The following is a 16308-nucleotide window of genomic DNA, read 5'->3' as shown; positions in this document are numbered from 1 at the left end:
CGGCGTAGAATGCGCCCATCGCCGAATTGGCTACCACTCACGCACCTTCCGGTGCCTCGAAGACGAATCCATCATCGATGTCAGACCCTACCCTGGCCCGTGAAGTCGGGCTGAGACGCACCTTCGCGATCATCTCGCACCCCGACGCGGGCAAGACCACCATCACCGAGAAGATGCTGCTGTTCGGGAACGCCATCCAGATGGCCGGTTCCGTGAAGAGCAAGCGCGCCGACCGCCACGCCACCTCCGACTGGATGAAGATGGAGCAGGAGCGAGGCATCTCGGTGACTACCTCGGTGATGCAGTTCCCCTATGGCGGACGCATCGTCAACCTGCTCGATACCCCGGGCCACGAGGACTTCTCCGAGGACACCTACCGCACCCTCACCGCGGTGGACTCGGCGCTGATGGTGATCGACGGCGCCAAGGGCGTCGAGGCGCGTACCATCAAGCTGATGGAGGTGTGTCGCCTGCGTACCACGCCGATCCTCACCTTCGTCAACAAGATGGACCGCGACATCCGCGATCCCATCGAGGTGATGGACGAGGTGGAAACGGTGCTGAACATCCAGTGTGCACCGATGACCTGGCCGATCGGCATGGGCCGCCACTTCCGGGGCGTCTACCACCTCTACAACGACACCATCCACCTCTACACCCAGGGACAGGGCAGCCGCATTCCCGACGACCGGCGCATCGAGGGGCTCGACAGCCCCGAGGTGGACGAGGTCCTGGGCGAAGAGCAGGCCGAGGAGCTGCGCATGGAAGTGGAACTGGTGCGCGGGGCCTCCCACGCCTTCGACCATGACGCCTACCTGCGCGGCGAGCTCACCCCGGTCTACTTCGGTACCGCCATGGGCAACTTCGGCGTGCGCGAGATGATGGACGGCTTCGTCGAGTATGCGCCGCCCCCCCAGCCTCGCGAGACCGACACCCGCACCGTGGAGGCCGATGACGGCCGCTTCACCGGCTTCGTGTTCAAGATCCAGGCCAACATGGACCCCAACCACCGCGACCGCATCGCCTTCCTGCGGGTCTGCTCGGGCAAGTACGAGAAGAACATGAAGATGCGCCATGTGCGCATCGGGAAGGATGTAAAGATCGCGGATGCGTTGACCTTCATGGCCTCGGACCGCTCCCAGGTCGAGGAGGCCTGGCCCGGCGACATCATCGGCCTGCACAACCACGGCACCATCCAGATCGGCGACACCTTCACCCAGGGCGAGGAGATGCGCTTCACCGGCATCCCGCACTTTGCCCCTGAGCTGTTCAAGCGAGTGCGCCTCAAGGACCCGCTCAAGATGAAGGCGCTGCAGAAGGGCCTGCAGCAGCTCTCCGAGGAGGGCGCCACCCAGGTGTTCATGCCGCTGGACAACAACGACCTGATCCTCGGCGCCGTGGGTACCCTGCAGTTCGACGTGGTCGCCCACCGCCTCAAGGAGGAGTACAAGGTGGAGGCGGTCTACGAGGGGGTGAACGTCAATACCGCCCGCTGGATCTACTGCGACGACGCCAAGAAGCTCGAGGAGTTCAAGCGCAAGGCCAGCGCCAACCTGGCCATCGACGGCGGCGGCTACCTGACCTACATCGCACCCACCCGGGTCAACCTGCAGATGACCCAGGAGCGCTGGCCGGAGATCCGCTTCCAGCCCACCCGGGAGCACTGACGCCCCCATGCTGATCGACGCCCACTGCCATCTGGACTTCCCCGATTTCGACGCCGACCGCGAGGCGGTGTTCGAGAGGGCCAGGGCAGTGGGCGTCACGCATGTCGTGGTGCCGGGCACGACGCGCAAGCGCTGGCCCGACGTGCTGGCGCTGGGGAGGCGCGACGACGTCAGCGTCTGCCTGGGGCTGCATCCCTACTTCATGGGCGAGCATGGCGAGCAGGACCTGGCGGCTCTGGAGACGGCGCTGGATGAGCATCCCGAGGTGGTGGCGATCGGCGAGTGTGGCATCGATGCCCGCTTCGCCGACACCCTGGAGGCCCAGTGGCGGCTGTTCGATGCCCAGCTGCGCCTGGCCAGGGATCGCCGCCTGCCGGTGGTGATCCACTGCGTGCGGGCCAACGACCGGGTCGCCAAGCGGCTGCGCCAGCTGGCGCTGCCCGGCGGCGGGCTGATCCACGCCTTCGCGGGCTCTCCCGAGCAGGCGACGGCCTTTCTCGAGCTCGGCTTCGCCGTCGGCCTGGGGGGAGCGGTCACCTTCGATCGGGCGCAGCGCCTGCGGCGGGCGGTGGCGGCGCTGCCCGACGAGGGCTATGTGCTGGAGACCGACAGCCCCGATATGCCGCTGGTCGGGCACCGCGGCGAGCGCAACGAGCCGGCGCGGGTGGCGGAGGTGTGCCGGGTGGTCGCCGAGTTGCGCGGCCAATCCCTGGAGGCGGTGGCGGCATCGAGCACCGCCACCGCCAGGCGGCTCTTCGGCCTCTGATCAGCGCCTGGCCGCCAGGCTCTCCGGGTCCAGCCGTTCGATGGGGTAGGGCAGCTTCAGCAGCTTGAGCGCCTGGCCCGCCACGCTCAGGGGGCCCAGGTCCTCCTTGGTGCTCAGCACCGCCAGGATCTCCGCCTGGTCGTAGGCGTCGAGCTCCGCGGCCAGCACCTCGCCCACGGCCTTGCCGTCGGCGGTCTCCACCGGGCTTGCCAGGGCGGGCAGCTCGCTCCCGTCCAGCTGGGCCCGCACCAGGCGCTTCTTCACCTGACCGCGGAAGTGCGCCCGCGCCACCACCTCCTGCCCCGTGTAGCAGCCCTTCTTGAAGCTGATGCCGCCCAGCGCCTCCCAGTTGATCATCTGCGGCAGCAGGGCGTCGCGATGTGCCGGGGTGAGCCAGGCGATCCCGGCCTGGATGTCGTGCAGGCACCACACGGCGTTGCCCACCGGGCTGGCCGATTCGGCGAGCCGCTCCCAGCAGGCGGGTGCCTGCTCGGCGGGCAGGCAGGCCAGCACCCGGGGGCGCGGCCCGGGGTGGGTGAGCAGCTGGGTGTCGTCCTGGCCGGCATGGTGCCAGACCGTGGGCGCCACGATGTCGAAACGCACCTCGGCGGTGGCGGTTGCCCCCTGGCCGATCAGGCCGATCAGCGCCAGGTCGTCGCGCGTCCTCAAGTCGACCTTGTAGAAGGCGGCAAACTTCTTCAGGTGATCGGCCAGGGGCACCACCAGCTCCCGATGCATGATCAGGCGGTAGTGCTCGGGGGCGAGGCGCAGCAGTTGGGCGTTGGCCAGCATGCGTCCCTTGGGGGTGCAGAAGGCGGTCAGCGGCGCGAAGCGGCCATCGGCCAGGCCGACCTCCGCACTGGTCTGGCCCTGGAGGAAGGCCTCGGCGCCCGAGCCGGTGATGTCGAGTACGCCCAGGTGGGCCAGCGGGGCGATCACGGTGCTGTCCAGGGCCAGGCGAGCCTGTGCCGGCGTGTCGAAGACGACCCGATCCCCGGCCTCCTGCCGGCCGCCCAGGGCGGTGGTCCATGCATTCATCTGCGGGCTCCTCAAGCGTCGTGTGCGATGAAGGTATCCTGACGTAATGCGGGCGTCCGTGCGACATTGCAACCGCTGTCGGCGCCCCGAGGCCATGCTAGACTCGGCGGCTGTCGCTTGTCCGTTCCAGCGGCCCCGGCAGGGGCCGGCCACCGGGGAGATCGCCATGGCGCACCAGTCGCTGAGCTTCAAGGGCGTCGAGAACGCCGACCAGATCAACCGCATTACCACGGCGCTGATGATGCTCGACGGCGTCGACAGTGTCGAGGTGGGGCGGCATGGCGCCGACGTGGAGGGAAGGGTGAAGCGCGAGGCCCTGATCCGGGCCGTGGAATCCCTCAAACTTGGTATCGAGGTCACATGATGAAGAAGACCATAGAGGTCATCAGCGAACGCAACCGCATCTACCGCCAGCGGGTCGAACTCGACGGCTTCGAGGACCTCTTCGTGGACGTGCCCGAGGCCTATGGCGGCGAGGGCAGCGCGCCCGACCCCCACGACTATTTCGACCTCTCCCTGGGCGCCTGCAAGGCGATCACCTCGCAGATGTACGCCCGGCGCAAGAAATGGCCCCTGGAGGGGGTGAGCGTCAAGGTGAACCGTGACGACAGCGAGGAACGCCGGGGCACCTACCGACTCGAAGTGGTCATGACCTTCCACGGCATCGAGGACCCGGAGCAGCTGGCCAGGCTGGAGGAGATCAGCCACAAGTGCCCGATCCATCGCCTGATGACCGCCTCCACCGTGGAGGTGACCACCCGGACCACCAGCGCCGCCGGGGCCTGAACCCGGCCGGCCCGATTCGCGGACGCCCCGGTGGCGTCCGCTCCAGCGCGGAGTCACCATGAGCAAGCCCTTTCGCCTCGCCTCGAAGTTCCAGCCCGCCGGTGACCAGCCCACGGCCATCGACAGCCTGGTCAAGGGGCTGGAGGCGGGGCTGGCCCACCAGACGCTGCTCGGGGTGACGGGGTCGGGCAAGACCTTCACCATGGCCAATGTGGTCGAGCGCCTGCAGCGCCCGACCATCGTCATGGCGCCCAACAAGACCCTGGCGGCCCAGCTGTATGGCGAGTTCAAGGCGTTCTTTCCCGACAACGCCATCGAGTACTTCGTCTCCTACTACGACTACTACCAGCCCGAGGCCTACGTGCCGTCGTCGGACACCTTCATCGAGAAGGATGCCTCCATCAACGACCATATCGAGCAGATGCGTCTCTCGGCCACCAAGGCGCTTCTGGAGCGGCGCGATGCGCTGATCGTGGTCTCGGTGTCGGCGATCTACGGCCTCGGCGACCCCGACCAGTACCTGAAGATGCGCCTGCACTTCACCCGCGGGGAGCTGATCGACCAGCGCAAGTTCCTGCGCCGCCTGGCGGAGCTGCAGTACACGCGCAACGACATGGACTTCAAGCGCGGCACCTACCGAGTGCGTGGCGACGTCATCGATATCTTCCCGGCCGACGCCGAGGACGAGGCGGTCCGCGTCGAGCTGTTCGACGACGAGATCGACAGTATCAGCCTGTTCGACCCGCTCACCGGCGAGGTCAGGGGCAAGCTGCCGCGCATGACCATCTACCCCAAGTCCCACTACGTCACGCCCCGGGAGACGATCCTGGGGGCCATCGATGCGATCAAGGCGGAACTGGTGGAGCGGCTGGACTGGCTGCGCAAGCACGACCGGCTGGTGGAGGCGCAGCGGCTCGAGCAGCGCACCCTCTATGACATCGAGATGATGCTGGAGCTGGGCTACTGCAACGGCATCGAGAACTACTCCCGCTACCTCTCCGGGCGCCAGCCGGGTGAGCCGCCGCCCACCTTCTTCGACTACCTGCCGGCGGATGCGCTGCTGTTCATCGACGAATCCCACGTCAGCGTTCCCCAGGTGGGGGGCATGTACAAGGGCGACCGTTCCCGCAAGGAGACCCTGGTGGAGTACGGTTTCCGGCTGCCCTCGGCCCTGGACAACCGCCCGATGAAGTTCGAGGAGTGGGAGGCGATCTGCCCCCAGACGATCTTCGTCTCGGCGACCCCGGGCCCCTACGAGGCCGACCACGCCGGCCAGGTGGTGGAGCAGGTGGTGCGCCCCACCGGCCTGCTGGACCCCGAGCTCGAGGTGCGGCCGGCGACCACCCAGGTGGACGACCTGCTCTCGGAGATCCGCCTGCGCGCCGACGTGGGCGAACGGGTGCTGGTGACCACCCTGACCAAGCGCATGGCCGAGGATCTCACCGAGTACCTCGACGAGCACGACGTGCGGGTGCGCTACCTGCACTCGGACATCGACACCGTGGAGCGGGTGGAGATCATCCGCGACCTGCGCCTGGGCAAGTTCGACGTGCTGGTGGGCATCAACCTGCTGCGCGAGGGGCTCGATATCCCCGAGGTGTCGCTGGTGGCGATCCTCGACGCCGACAAGGAGGGCTTCCTGCGCAACGAGCGCTCGCTGATCCAGACCATCGGCCGCGCGGCGCGCAACGCCCACGGCAAGGCCATCCTCTACGGCGACCGGGTCACCGACTCCATGCGCCGCGCCATGGAGGAGACCGAGCGGCGCCGCGCCAAGCAGATCGCCCACAACGAGGCCCACGGCATCACCCCGACCACCGTGACCCGTTCGGTGGCCGATATCCTCGAGGCCGCCCAGGCCCCCGGCAAGAAGGGCAAGGGGCGGCGCGGCGAGCGCAAGGTGGCCGAGCGCGAGGCGCTCTACGACCCCGCCGAGCTGTCTCCGGCGGACCTGCTCAAGGAGATCTCGCGAACCGAGGACGGGATGCACGAGGCAGCACAGAACCTGGAGTTCGAGGAAGCCGCCCGGCTGCGCGACCGCCTGCATGAACTCAGGGAGCGTCAGCTGGCGCTGGGGTAGGTAGCCTTGTGGCTTCGCCAGGATGAGGGGCGCCGGGGGCAAGCCGAAGGGGAGGTCCTATGCCAGGGATGACATCGGTAGCGCCCAGGGAGGGGGGTTACAGCGCCTCTCCGCAGGCTTGCCCCCGGGAAAGCCCCGATCGAGATGTGTGGGGGTATAGAGATCGATAAGGAATCACCATGCCTGAAGGTCCCGAGATACGCCGCGCCGCCGACCGCGTCCATGAGCAGCTGGCCGGCCGGCGGCTGGAACACGCCTGGTTCGCCTTTCCCGAGCTGGCGCGGGAGGCGGATTCGCTGGTGGGGCGGCGCGTCACCGCCGTGGACAGCTGGGGCAAGGCGCTCCTGACCCGCTTCGACGATGGCCGGGTGCTCTATTCCCATAACCAGCTCTACGGCGTCTGGAAGCTCCACGACGCCGAGCGCGAGCCGGATACCGGCCGCTCGCTGCGGGTTCGGCTGGTGGCGAGGGGGAGAGCGGCGAGCCTCTACAGTGCCTCGGACGTCTCGCTCTGGCCCGGCGACAGGCTAGGCGAGCACCCCTTCCTGGCGCGGCTCGGCCCCGACCTGCTGACCCATGGCGTGAGCGTCGAGCAGGGCATGGCGAGACTCGTCGAGCCGCGCTTCCGGCGGCGAGGGCTGGGCGGGCTGCTGCTGGACCAGGCGCTGTTCGCCGGCATCGGCAACTACCTGCGCTCCGAGATCCTCTACTTCGCCGGCCTCCACCACAAGGTGAGGCCCATGGACCTGGACGAGGCGGCCCTCGAGCGGCTGGCTCGCCGTATCCTCGAGGTGACCCGCCAGGCCTACGACCAGGCCGGGGTGACCAACCGCCCCGAGTGGGCGGCGGCCGAGCGGCGGAGTGGTGCCTCCCGCCGCCGCTGGCGCTTTGCCGTCTTCGAGCGCGACGGCCTGCCGTGCCACGCCTGCGGCACGACCATCGAGCGGGGCATGGTCGCCTCCCGGCGCCTCTACGCCTGTCCCCGGTGCCAGCCGCCGGCCTGAGGATCCTCCTTTTCTGCTTTATACCGTTATCTCTCTTGCTGCATGACACCATCTGCGACCTTCGGCGGCACCAATGTCGACAGCCGGCGGGGTGGGGTATAATGCTCGCCGTTCGAGCCCGCCACACCGGCCAGGGAGCCGGCACGCGAGCGGGCAAGCCGACAACGCCAAGGAGCCCCTTGCTGATGACCGTGATTCGCCAGGACGACCTGATCCAGAGCGTCGCCGATGCCCTGCAGTACATCTCCTACTACCACCCGAAGGACTTCATCGACGCCATGGCGGCGGCCTACGAGCGCGAGGAGAACCCCGCGGCCAAGGACGCCATCGCCCAGATCCTGATCAACTCACGCATGTGCGCCTTCGGCAAGCGGCCGATCTGCCAGGACACCGGCATCGTCACCGTCTTCGTGCACGTGGGCATGAACGTGCGCTGGGACGCCGAGATGAGCCTGGACGACATGATCAACGAGGGCGTGCGCCGCGCCTATCAGCTGCCCGACAACGTGCTGCGTGCCTCGGTGCTGGCGGATCCGGACGGCGCCCGCAAGAACACCGGCGATAACACCCCGGCGGTCATCCACCACAAGATCGTGCCCGGCGATACCGTCGAGGTACACGTGGCGGCCAAGGGCGGCGGCAGCGAGGCCAAGTCCAAGTTCGCCATGCTCAACCCCTCCGACAATGTCGTCGACTGGGTGATGGAGCAGCTGCCCAAGATGGGCGCCGGCTGGTGCCCGCCGGGCATGCTGGGCATCGGCATCGGCGGCACCGCCGAGAAGGCCATGGAGATCGCCAAGGAGGCGCTGCTCGACCCCATCGACATCCAGGAGCTCCAGGCCCGTGGCCCCGCCAACCGCGCCGAGGAGCTGCGCCTGGAGCTGTTCGACAAGGTGAACCGGAGCGGCATCGGCGCCCAGGGCCTGGGCGGCCTGACCACGGTGCTCGACATCAAGGTCAGGGACTATCCGACCCACGCCGCCAACAAGCCGGTGGCGATCATCCCCAACTGTGCCGCCACCCGCCACGCCCACTTCACCCTGGACGGCTCCGGCCCCGCCGCGCTGCCGGCGCCGAAGCTGGAGGACTGGCCGGAGATCACCCGCGAGGCGGGCGACAACGTCAAGCGCGTCAACCTCGACAGCGTGACGCCGGAAGAGGTGCAGACCTGGCAGCCCGGCGACACCCTGCTGCTCAACGGCAAGCTGCTCACCGGCCGCGACGCCGCCCACAAGCGCATGGTGGACATGCTCGCCAAGGGTGAGCCGCTGCCCGTGGACATGAAGGGGCGCTTCATCTACTACGTGGGCCCGGTGGATCCGGTGGGTGACGAGGTGGTCGGCCCGGCCGGTCCCACCACCGCCACCCGCATGGACAAGTTCACCCGCACCATGCTGGAGGAGACCGGCCTGCTGGGGATGGTCGGCAAGGCCGAGCGCGGCCCGGCCGCCATCGAGGCCATCCGTGACAACAAGGCGGTCTACCTGATGGCCGTGGGCGGCTCCGCCTACCTGGTCGCCCAGGCGATCAAGAAATCCCGGGTGGTGGGTTTCGAGGACCTGGGCATGGAGGCCATCTACGAGTTCGAGGTGGAGGACATGCCGGTGACCGTGGCGGTCGACAGCCAGGGCACCTCGGTGCACCAGACAGGCCCCGCCAAGTGGAAGGAGATCATCGCCGAAAGGGCATGACCCCGTCGCTTCTGGCGCTACCGCGGCCCCGCCATCTGGCGGGGCCGCTGCCGTTTGGGTATGCTGTAGAACACTGTTTTTTCAGGGAGAGCCCATGACATCCTGGCTGTTCGGTCTGGCGATCTTTATGGTGCATCTGCTGGGTATCCTGTCGGCGGTTCTGGCGCTGCTCTCCAGCCGGACCTCCCAGGGCGCGGTCGCCTGGATCCTCTCCCTGATCACGCTGCCCTACCTGGCGGTGCCCGCCTACTGGATCTTCGGCCAGCCGCGCTTCTACGGCTATGTGTCGGCCCGCGGCGAGCGCGACACCGTGCTGCGTCGGGTGCTGGCCCGCTATCGCGAGCCCCTGGAGCCCTTCGTGGCCGAGACCCGCGACCCCGATGTGCGGGCCGTGGAGCAGCTTGCCCAGATGCCGATGACCAGCGGCAATCGTGCCGAGCTGCTGGTCGACGGCAAGGCCACCTTCGAGAGCCTCTTCGACGGCATCGAACGCGCCGGGGAGTACATCCTGATCCAGTTCTTCATCGTGCGAAACGATGCGCTGGGCGTCGAGCTCAAGCAGCGCCTGCAGCGAGCCGCCGATCGCGGTGTGCGGGTCTATTTCCTCTATGACGAGGTGGGCAGCCACAAGCTCAACGAAGGCTATCTGCGCGAACTGGCCAGCAGCGGGATGGAGGTGAGCGCCTTTCGCTCCTCGCGGGGCTTTCGGCATCGCTTCCAGCTCAACTTCCGCAATCATCGCAAGGTGCTGGTGGTGGATGGTCGCGAGGGGTGGGTCGGTGGCTTCAACGTGGGCGTGGAGTATCTCGGGCAGGGGCGTCACGGGGCCTGGCGGGATACCCATCTGAAGCTCACCGGTCCCAGCGTCCTGGGCCTGCAGGAGGCCTTCTGGGAAGACTGGCACTGGGCCACCGGGGAGGTGATCAACCTCGCCTGGACGCCCCAGGTGAGCTGTCACGAGTGCCATCAGGTGGTGATCGTGCCCTCGGGGCCGGCGGACCGTCAGGATACCGCCGGCCTGCTGGTGCAGCACGCCATCCACAGCGCCCGGGAGCGCTTCTGGGTCACCAGCCCCTACTTCGTGCCCGACCAGGGCGTGCAGGACGCGCTGCGCCTGGCCGCCATGCGCGGCGTCGACGTGCGGATCATGATCCCCGAGCGGCCCGACCACCTGCTGGTGTTCCTGTCGGCCTTCTCCTTCCTGCCCGACATGCTGCGGGCCGGGGTCAAGGTGTACCGCTACCAGCCCGGCTTCCTGCACCAGAAGGTGATGCTGATCGACGATGCCGCGGCCAGCGTCGGCACGGTGAACCTGGACAATCGCTCCTTCCGGCTCAACTTCGAGATCACTGCCTTCCTGCCGGACCGGCGTTTCGCCGCCGAGGTGCGGCTGATGCTCGAGAAGGATTTCGCCAATTGCCGCCGCATCAGCCTTGACGAGCTGACCTCGCGGCCGCTGTGGCGCAAGCTGGTCTCGCGTGCCGCCTACCTGCTGTCCCCCATCCAGTGATAGATTAGTGTTCCTCGATGGCCGTCCCACGGCGGCCACCCACCCTTCAGCGTTCGGGAGTCATGGTGAACCTCGAGACCAAGTGGCTGGAAGACTTCGTCGCCCTGTCCAACACCCGCAGCTTTTCCGCCTCGGCCCGCCAGCGCCATGTCACCCAGCCGGCCTTCAGCCGCCGGATCCGCTCCCTGGAGCAGGCCATCGGGGTGACCCTGGTGGATCGCTCCACCACGCCGGTGGACCTGACGCCCGAGGGGCAGCTGTTCCTGGTCACGGCGCGCAACCTGGTGGAGCAGCTCAACGAGAGCCTGGGCCACCTGCGCGGCCTGGCCATGGCCAACGAGGCGCTGGATATCGTCGCAGCCCACTCCCTGGCGCTCAGCTTCTACCCCCCGTGGATCTCGCGCCTGCAGCAGGGGCTCGGCGAGCTGCCGACCCGGCTGGTGGCGATGAACGTCGGGGAGGCGATCCACGTGCTCCGCGAGGGCAACTGCGACCTGATGCTGGCCTACTACGATCCCTACGCCAGCATGCAGCTTGACCCCGAGGTGTTTCCCTCCTTCTCCATCGGCCAGGTCAAGATGGTGCCGGTCAGCCTGCCCGACGAGGGCGGTGCACCGCGCTTCCCGCTGGAGGGCAACGAGTCGATTCCCTACCTGGCCTATACCCAGGGCGCCTTCCTGGGGCGCAGCGTGCGCATGCTGCTCAAGAACGATCCGCTGCGCATGCGCCTGCGGACCGTCTACGAGACGGCCATGGCCGAGGGGCTCAAGGGGATGGTGCTGCAGGGCATGGGGATGGCGTGGATTCCCGACTTCTGCATCCGCGAGGAGCTCAACGCGGGCCGGCTGGTGCGCGCCGGCGGCGAGCAGTGGGATGTGCCGCTGGAGATCCGCCTCTACCGCTGCTCGCTGGTCCACAAGCCCGGGGTCGAGAAGCTCTGGCGGCAGATGCAGAAGTTGCCTCGCGACTTCCTCCAGGCCTGACGCTCACTGCCGCGTCAGGGGCCGCCGAAGTCGGCGGGCAGCCCCAGGAAGTTCTGGATGATGAAGAAGTGGTCCTCGAACAGGGCATCCGGCTCCAGGTCGGCCAGGGCCACCCAGCGGGCATGGTCACCCCCCTTCACCGGCTTGAGCTGGGGCAGCTGCTGCTCCGGTCGAAGCGCGAAGTAGAAGGCCTCGGCCAGGGTGCGGCCCCGCCAGCTGCGGTGGGGCTCATCGAACAGCCGCTGGCCGCGCAGCGACCCCTTCAGCACCGGCTCCGGTACCTTGAGGCGCACCCGTTCGCGGAGCTCGCGCAGGCAGGCGTCCAGCAGCCGCTCATGGGGATTGATGAAGCCGCCAGGCAGGGCGAAGAGCCCCTTGCCCGGCGCGGACGTGCGGCGCACCAGCAGCACGTGACCCGACTGCACCACCACCGCATTCACCGTCACGAAGATGGGCGGGTAGGGCGCCTGGGCCCAGGCGCTGCGGTACTGGTCGAGCAGGTGCTGCTCCTCGATCAGCTGGCGATAGTTGTCTCCGGCGCAGAAGGCCCGCACGTCGGCCACCACGCCGGGGGGCAGGTCGTGGGACGCGCCGGTGCTCAGGTAGTCGTCGGCGGAGGAGGCGGAGCGAAACAGGCGCTCGCGGATCTGGCTCGCCGAGATCCCCTCCACCAGCGGAACGCTCACCGACTCCCACTGGGGAAACAGCGACAGGTAGTAGCTCGACTGGCCACGGCTCGCGCCGATCAGGCCGATGCGCGGCAGGCGGGCGTGCTGGGGGCTGGCGATGTCGCGCACCTTGCGCTGCACGTCGCGCACCCAGACGTCGTTGTTGTAGAGGGCATCGAGCAGCGGCACGATCGCCAGCCGGGCATTGTCCTCGTCGTCGAAGGCGCCGCGCAGCATCTGCAGGCGCTCCTCGAAGCGCCACGGGTTGCGCAGCGAACGTGCCTGCCACGCCGACCCGACCATCACGATCACCTGGCGGGCGCGCTTGAGGGCCTCGTGGATCACCGCCAGGTGGCCCAGGTGGGGCGGCTGGAAGCGGCCGATGAACACCAGGCAGTCGAAGTCGCAGGCGTCGGAGGCGTTGTCCGGGCAGTCGGTCATGGGCACTCCTGGCGGGCGGTGGGAAGGCGCCGCCCATTATGGTCAGCGCCGCAGGCCGGTGCAATGCGCCCGGAAGCGGCACACTCGGTTACAGTCGGGTATGCTGATGGTCACACAGGGATGCGGGGACACTCATGCTCAACCTCAGAGAGATCACGCCGACCAGGCTCAGGGAAGCGCTGCGATTCTGGTGGAACGTGATCCACGGGGCCATCCGGCTCTGGCTGGAACGCAACGCCTTCAGCTATGCCGGATCGCTGGCCTTCTACACGCTCTTCTCCCTGGCGCCGACGGTGATCATCGCGGTGACGGTGATCGGCCTGGTGATGGGGGAGGATGCCGCCCAGGGCCAGATCGTCGCCCAGCTGCAGGACACCATGGGGCACGAGGCGGCGGCGGCCATCGAGCAGGCGGTGGCCAGCTCGCGCATCGAGGAGTCGGGGCTGCTGCCCAGCCTGCTGGGCATCGGGGCCCTGCTGGTGGGTGCCACCACGGTGTTTGCCCAGATGCAGTTCTCCCTCAACACCATCTGGGGGGTCACCGCCCGGCCCACCAGCAACAGCCTGCTGATCTTCGTGAAGAACCGGCTGCTGTCGCTGACCGTGGTGCTCTCCATCGGCTTCATCCTGCTGGTGTCGCTGGTGCTGGGGGTGATGCTCCGGGCCATGCTCCAGGCCGCCGACAACCTGCTGCCCTACGTGGGGCTGTTGACCACCGGCGCCGAGTTCCTGGTGTCGCTGGCGGTGATCGCCGCGCTCTTCGCGACCATCTTCAAGGTGCTGCCCGACGTGGTGCTGCGCTGGCAGGACGTGCTGGTGGGCGCCGTGGTCACCGCGCTGCTGTTTGCCGTGGGGCGCTCGGGTATCGCCATCTACCTCTCCCACACCGCCACCGCCTCCACTTACGGGGCCGCGGGCTCGGTGGTGATGATCCTGTTGTGGGTCTACTACAGCTCGCTGATCCTGCTCTTCGGCGCGGCCTTCACCCGCTGCCACCTGGAAGAGCGGGGGCGGCCGCTGGTGCCGCGCAATACCGCCGTGGTGGTCAGGCGTGAGCTGATGGATGCCGACGGCGGCCACTCCTGAGGGCGCCGCCGCCAAGGCCCCAGGCCGGCAGGTGCCGGCCTGGGGGTGTCGCGGACGAAGGGCCGAAGGTTCAGCCCCGGCCGAACCGCTCCCTCGCCAGGGCGTCGGCGACCGCCGCCGGGCTTCGCTGCTCGCGACTCGCCCGGGCGAAGATCTCGTCCAGGGTCGCCTCGATGCCCTCGATATGGGCCATGACCGCAGCGCGATCGTAGTCGTCACGCCGCTGCCAGGCGATCTCGATGACACCGCCGGCATTGGCCACGTAGTCGGGCGTGTAGAGGATGCCGCGCTCGCGCAGGCGCTCGGCGACCTGCGGGGTCGCCAGCTGGTTATTGGCCGCTCCGCACACCACCCTGGCCCTGAGCCGCTCGACGACGTCGGCATCCAGCGCAGCCCCCAGGGCACAGGGCGTGAAGAGGTCCACGTCGGCGTCGAAGATCGCCTCGGGATCGACGGCCTCGGCGCCGAGCTCCTCGGCGAGGTGGGCCAGCGCCTCGCGGTTGACATCGGTCAGCACCAGTTGGGCCCCCGCATCAAGCAGGTGTCGCGCCAGGTGCTCGCCGACATGGCCGATGCCCTGGATGGCCACGCGCACTCCCTCCAGGTCGGAGCGGCCCAGGCCGTGGCGCACGGCGCTCTTCAGCGCGCAGAACACGCCCCAGGCGGTGAAGGGCGAGGGGTCGCCGGACTCGCCGCCCTCGCGGCGCAGCCCGCCCACGTGGTCGGTGACCTCGGCGATCACCTGCATGTCCGCCTCGCTGGAACCCGAGTCCTCGGCGGTGATGTAGGCGCCGCCCAGGGAGTCCACCAGGCGTCCCATGGCGCGCAGCAGCTCCGGCGTCTTGTCGCGGCGGGGGTCGGCGATGATCACCGCCTTGCCGCCGCCGAGGGGCAGGTCGGCCAGCGCCGACTTGTAGGACATGCCGCGGGAGAGCCGCAGCACGTCGGTTAGCGCCGCTTCCTCGCTGGCGTAGGGGTAGATCCGCAGGCCGCCCAGGGCGGGGCCGCGGGTGGTGTCGTGGATGGCGATGATCGCGCGCAGGCCGCTGGCGGCGTCGCTGCCGAAGACGATCTGCTGGTGATGGTCGAATTCCGGGTGGTTGAAGACCGGCATGGCGAAGACTCCCTCGTGAGGATTGTCATTGTGGTTGGGGTGCCCGGGTAGGGCGATCCTCGGCCGCGTAAGGCTTTTGGCCGTGAAACGTCCGGGGATAGTGACAAGACTAGGGCATCACCCCGGGGACGGGAAGCCCCGAAGGCTGGCCTGAAGCCGGGCCCGGCTGGTAGAAAGGTGGCAAGTCAGCTCGAGCGGCCCGGCGACTGCCGGCCGCCAACGGAGACGGGAGAGAAGCCCATGGAGAAGTGCTGCGTGAAGGCCCTGGTTACGGGCAAGGTGCAGGGGGTCTGGTATCGCCGGGCGACCCAGGAGAAGGCGCTGCAGCATGGCGTCACCGGCCATGCCCGGAACCTGCCCGACGGGCGGGTGGAGGTGCTGCTGTGTGGCGGCCCCGACGCGGTGAAGGCGGTCAGTGAGTGGCTCTGGAAGGGGCCCGAAAACGCCCGGGTCACCCATGTGGAACTCGAGGTGATCGAGACCCACGACCCGGACGACTTCCGCACCGTCTAGCTCTGCGGCGCGTCAGGCCAGGGTGTCGGCGATCCAGTCGCTGACGGCCTGGCCGTCGACCTCGAGGCAGACCTCTACCGGCGGGGTGCGCGACCAGCGCTCCTCGATGAAGGCACGCCCCTGCGGCGCGAAGATCGTCTGCCCCTCGGCATCGCCGTCGGTCGCCACCGTCAGGTGGCCGCGCGCCGTGGTGAACAGCTCCGGACGCAGCAGCCAGGCCAGGGCACAGCTGTCGTGGGGGCAGCAGCCGTCGATGCCCAGGAACTCACGGTAGAAGTCGCGGTAGAAGGCGTAGCTCCCCGCCAGCACTCGCCCGAGCTCGCCCTGGCCGGCCTCGATGCGCGCCATGTGGGCCGGGTTCAGCACGCACCGGTGGGTGACATCCAGCCCCACCAGCACCAGCGGCCAGCCGGCGGTGAGGACCCGGGCGGCGGCATCCGGGTCGTTGAACATGTTGGCCTCGGCCACCGGGGTCACGTTGCCCCCCTCGCGGATCGAGCCCCCCATGATGACGACCTGCCTGACCCGGCCGATGATGGACGGGTCGAGCTGCAGCGCCGCGGCCAGGTTGCCCAGCGGCCCCACGGCCACAAGGGTCACCTCGCCGGGCCGGGCGTTGACCGTGTCGATAATAAACCGGGCCGCGCTGCGCGGATCGGCCTTGCCGCGGACGGCCGGGAGCTCGATGTCGCCCAGGCCGTTGGCGCCATGGATATGGGCGGGGGGCGGATGGCGCTCCTTGACCAGCGGCGCGGCGGCCCCCTGAGCGACGGGGACATCGTCGCGGCCGGCCAGCTGGGCGAGCAGCAGGGCGTTGTGGGTCGCGACCTCCACGTCCACGTTGCCGTAGGTGGTGGTCATCCCCAGCAGGTCGATCTCGGGGTGGCGCAGGGCGATGGCGATGGCCTGGGCGTCGTCCACGCCGGGGTCGGTATCGAAGATGATCGAGTGTGCCACGAAGT

General features: G+C 68.6%; 15 protein-coding genes. 11 read left to right on the top strand and 4 right to left on the bottom strand.

Annotation, left to right across the window (positions count from 1 at the left end; translation table 11 throughout):
• The first annotated feature begins 77 nt into the window (after positions 1-77).
• Together NFC98_RS09550 and NFC98_RS09545 are read left to right on the top strand one after the other, a co-directional pair.
• Entirely contained in the window at positions 78-1667 is a 1590-nt protein-coding gene (locus tag NFC98_RS09550; RefSeq protein ID WP_254274770.1) for a peptide chain release factor 3, read from the top strand.
• Positions 1668-1674: 7 nt separating this feature from the next.
• Positions 1675-2433, top strand: coding sequence for a TatD family hydrolase (locus tag NFC98_RS09545; protein ID WP_254274769.1), 759 nt, complete (start codon positions 1675-1677; stop codon positions 2431-2433).
• Here the strand turns inward: NFC98_RS09545 and NFC98_RS09540 are convergent, their stop codons facing one another.
• Positions 2434-3471 (bottom strand): folate-binding protein YgfZ, encoded by a 1038-nt coding sequence (locus tag NFC98_RS09540; RefSeq protein WP_254274768.1) that lies wholly within the window; start codon positions 3469-3471, stop codon positions 2434-2436.
• Positions 3472-3637: 166 nt separating this feature from the next.
• Here NFC98_RS09540 and NFC98_RS09535 point away from each other — a divergent pair, with 166 nt between their 5' ends.
• The 7 genes from NFC98_RS09535 (at position 3638) to NFC98_RS09505 (ending at position 11525) form a co-directional block, all read left to right on the top strand.
• Complete coding sequence (locus tag NFC98_RS09535) at positions 3638-3835, top strand: hypothetical protein (RefSeq protein WP_254274767.1); 198 nt, start codon at positions 3638-3640, stop codon at positions 3833-3835.
• Positions 3835-4257, top strand: a complete 423-nt coding sequence (locus tag NFC98_RS09530) for an OsmC family protein (protein ID WP_254277820.1) — start codon at positions 3835-3837, stop codon at positions 4255-4257. The genes NFC98_RS09535 and NFC98_RS09530 overlap by 1 nt, the downstream gene beginning before the upstream one ends.
• A gap of 58 nt (positions 4258-4315) precedes the next feature.
• Entirely contained in the window at positions 4316-6337 is a 2022-nt protein-coding gene (gene uvrB, locus NFC98_RS09525; protein ID WP_254274766.1) for an excinuclease ABC subunit UvrB, read from the top strand.
• A gap of 179 nt (positions 6338-6516) precedes the next feature.
• Complete coding sequence (gene nei / locus NFC98_RS09520; protein ID WP_254274765.1) at positions 6517-7341, top strand: endonuclease VIII; 825 nt, start codon at positions 6517-6519, stop codon at positions 7339-7341.
• A gap of 185 nt (positions 7342-7526) precedes the next feature.
• Positions 7527-9032, top strand: coding sequence for a fumarate hydratase (locus tag NFC98_RS09515; protein ID WP_183330628.1), 1506 nt, complete (start codon positions 7527-7529; stop codon positions 9030-9032).
• Between the two features lie 94 nt (positions 9033-9126).
• Positions 9127-10542, top strand: coding sequence for a cardiolipin synthase (gene cls, locus NFC98_RS09510; protein WP_254274764.1), 1416 nt, complete (start codon positions 9127-9129; stop codon positions 10540-10542).
• 65 nt (positions 10543-10607) lie between these two features.
• Entirely contained in the window at positions 10608-11525 is a 918-nt protein-coding gene (locus tag NFC98_RS09505) for a LysR substrate-binding domain-containing protein (protein ID WP_254274763.1), read from the top strand.
• 14 nt (positions 11526-11539) lie between these two features.
• On the opposite strand, the gene NFC98_RS09500 is transcribed toward NFC98_RS09505, so the two are convergent.
• The gene (locus NFC98_RS09500) at positions 11540-12634 is read right to left on the bottom strand and encodes a bifunctional nicotinamide-nucleotide adenylyltransferase/Nudix hydroxylase (RefSeq protein WP_254274762.1); all 1095 of its coding nucleotides are present in this window, start codon (positions 12632-12634) and stop codon (positions 11540-11542) included.
• A gap of 134 nt (positions 12635-12768) precedes the next feature.
• Between NFC98_RS09500 and NFC98_RS09495 the strand changes: the two genes are divergently transcribed.
• Positions 12769-13719, top strand: coding sequence for a YihY/virulence factor BrkB family protein (locus tag NFC98_RS09495; protein WP_254274761.1), 951 nt, complete (start codon positions 12769-12771; stop codon positions 13717-13719).
• Positions 13720-13789: 70 nt separating this feature from the next.
• Here NFC98_RS09495 and NFC98_RS09490 read toward each other — a convergent pair whose 3' ends face one another.
• Positions 13790-14833, bottom strand: coding sequence for a Glu/Leu/Phe/Val dehydrogenase (locus tag NFC98_RS09490; protein ID WP_254274760.1), 1044 nt, complete (start codon positions 14831-14833; stop codon positions 13790-13792).
• Between the two features lie 240 nt (positions 14834-15073).
• On the opposite strand from NFC98_RS09490, the gene NFC98_RS09485 reads away from it, so the two are divergent.
• Positions 15074-15346: an acylphosphatase gene (locus NFC98_RS09485; protein ID WP_183330622.1), complete on the top strand. Its 273-nt coding sequence runs from the start codon at positions 15074-15076 to the stop codon at positions 15344-15346.
• A 12-nt stretch (positions 15347-15358) separates the two neighbouring features.
• Here the strand turns inward: NFC98_RS09485 and NFC98_RS09480 are convergent, their stop codons facing one another.
• Positions 15359-16303, bottom strand: a complete 945-nt coding sequence (locus NFC98_RS09480) for a nucleoside hydrolase (protein WP_254274759.1) — start codon at positions 16301-16303, stop codon at positions 15359-15361.
• Positions 16304-16308 lie beyond the last annotated feature (5 nt).

The organism is Halomonas sp. 3H (genome assembly GCF_024206005.1).
GTDB lineage: Bacteria > Pseudomonadota > Gammaproteobacteria > Pseudomonadales > Halomonadaceae > Halomonas > Halomonas campaniensis.
The sequence above is the reverse complement of the archived record's forward strand: the minus strand, read 5'-3'. Positions and strand labels throughout refer to the sequence as shown.

Bases quoted from the DNA above. Each gene is read 5' to 3' on its own strand.
- NFC98_RS09550 (WP_254274770.1), top strand. From the start codon at position 78: ATGTCAGACCCTACCCTGGCCCGTGAAGTCGGGCTGAGACGCACCTTC.
- NFC98_RS09545 (WP_254274769.1), top strand. From the start codon at position 1,675: ATGCTGATCGACGCCCACTGCCATCTGGACTTCCCCGATTTCGACGCC.
- NFC98_RS09540 (WP_254274768.1), bottom strand. From the start codon at position 3,471: ATGAATGCATGGACCACCGCCCTGGGCGGCCGGCAGGAGGCCGGGGAT.
- NFC98_RS09535 (WP_254274767.1), top strand. From the start codon at position 3,638: ATGGCGCACCAGTCGCTGAGCTTCAAGGGCGTCGAGAACGCCGACCAG.
- NFC98_RS09530 (WP_254277820.1), top strand. From the start codon at position 3,835: ATGAAGAAGACCATAGAGGTCATCAGCGAACGCAACCGCATCTACCGC.
- uvrB (WP_254274766.1), top strand. From the start codon at position 4,316: ATGAGCAAGCCCTTTCGCCTCGCCTCGAAGTTCCAGCCCGCCGGTGAC.
- nei (WP_254274765.1), top strand. From the start codon at position 6,517: ATGCCTGAAGGTCCCGAGATACGCCGCGCCGCCGACCGCGTCCATGAG.
- NFC98_RS09515 (WP_183330628.1), top strand. From the start codon at position 7,527: ATGACCGTGATTCGCCAGGACGACCTGATCCAGAGCGTCGCCGATGCC.
- cls (WP_254274764.1), top strand. From the start codon at position 9,127: ATGACATCCTGGCTGTTCGGTCTGGCGATCTTTATGGTGCATCTGCTG.
- NFC98_RS09500 (WP_254274762.1), bottom strand. From the start codon at position 12,634: ATGACCGACTGCCCGGACAACGCCTCCGACGCCTGCGACTTCGACTGC.
- NFC98_RS09495 (WP_254274761.1), top strand. From the start codon at position 12,769: ATGCTCAACCTCAGAGAGATCACGCCGACCAGGCTCAGGGAAGCGCTG.
- NFC98_RS09490 (WP_254274760.1), bottom strand. From the start codon at position 14,833: ATGCCGGTCTTCAACCACCCGGAATTCGACCATCACCAGCAGATCGTC.
- NFC98_RS09485 (WP_183330622.1), top strand. From the start codon at position 15,074: ATGGAGAAGTGCTGCGTGAAGGCCCTGGTTACGGGCAAGGTGCAGGGG.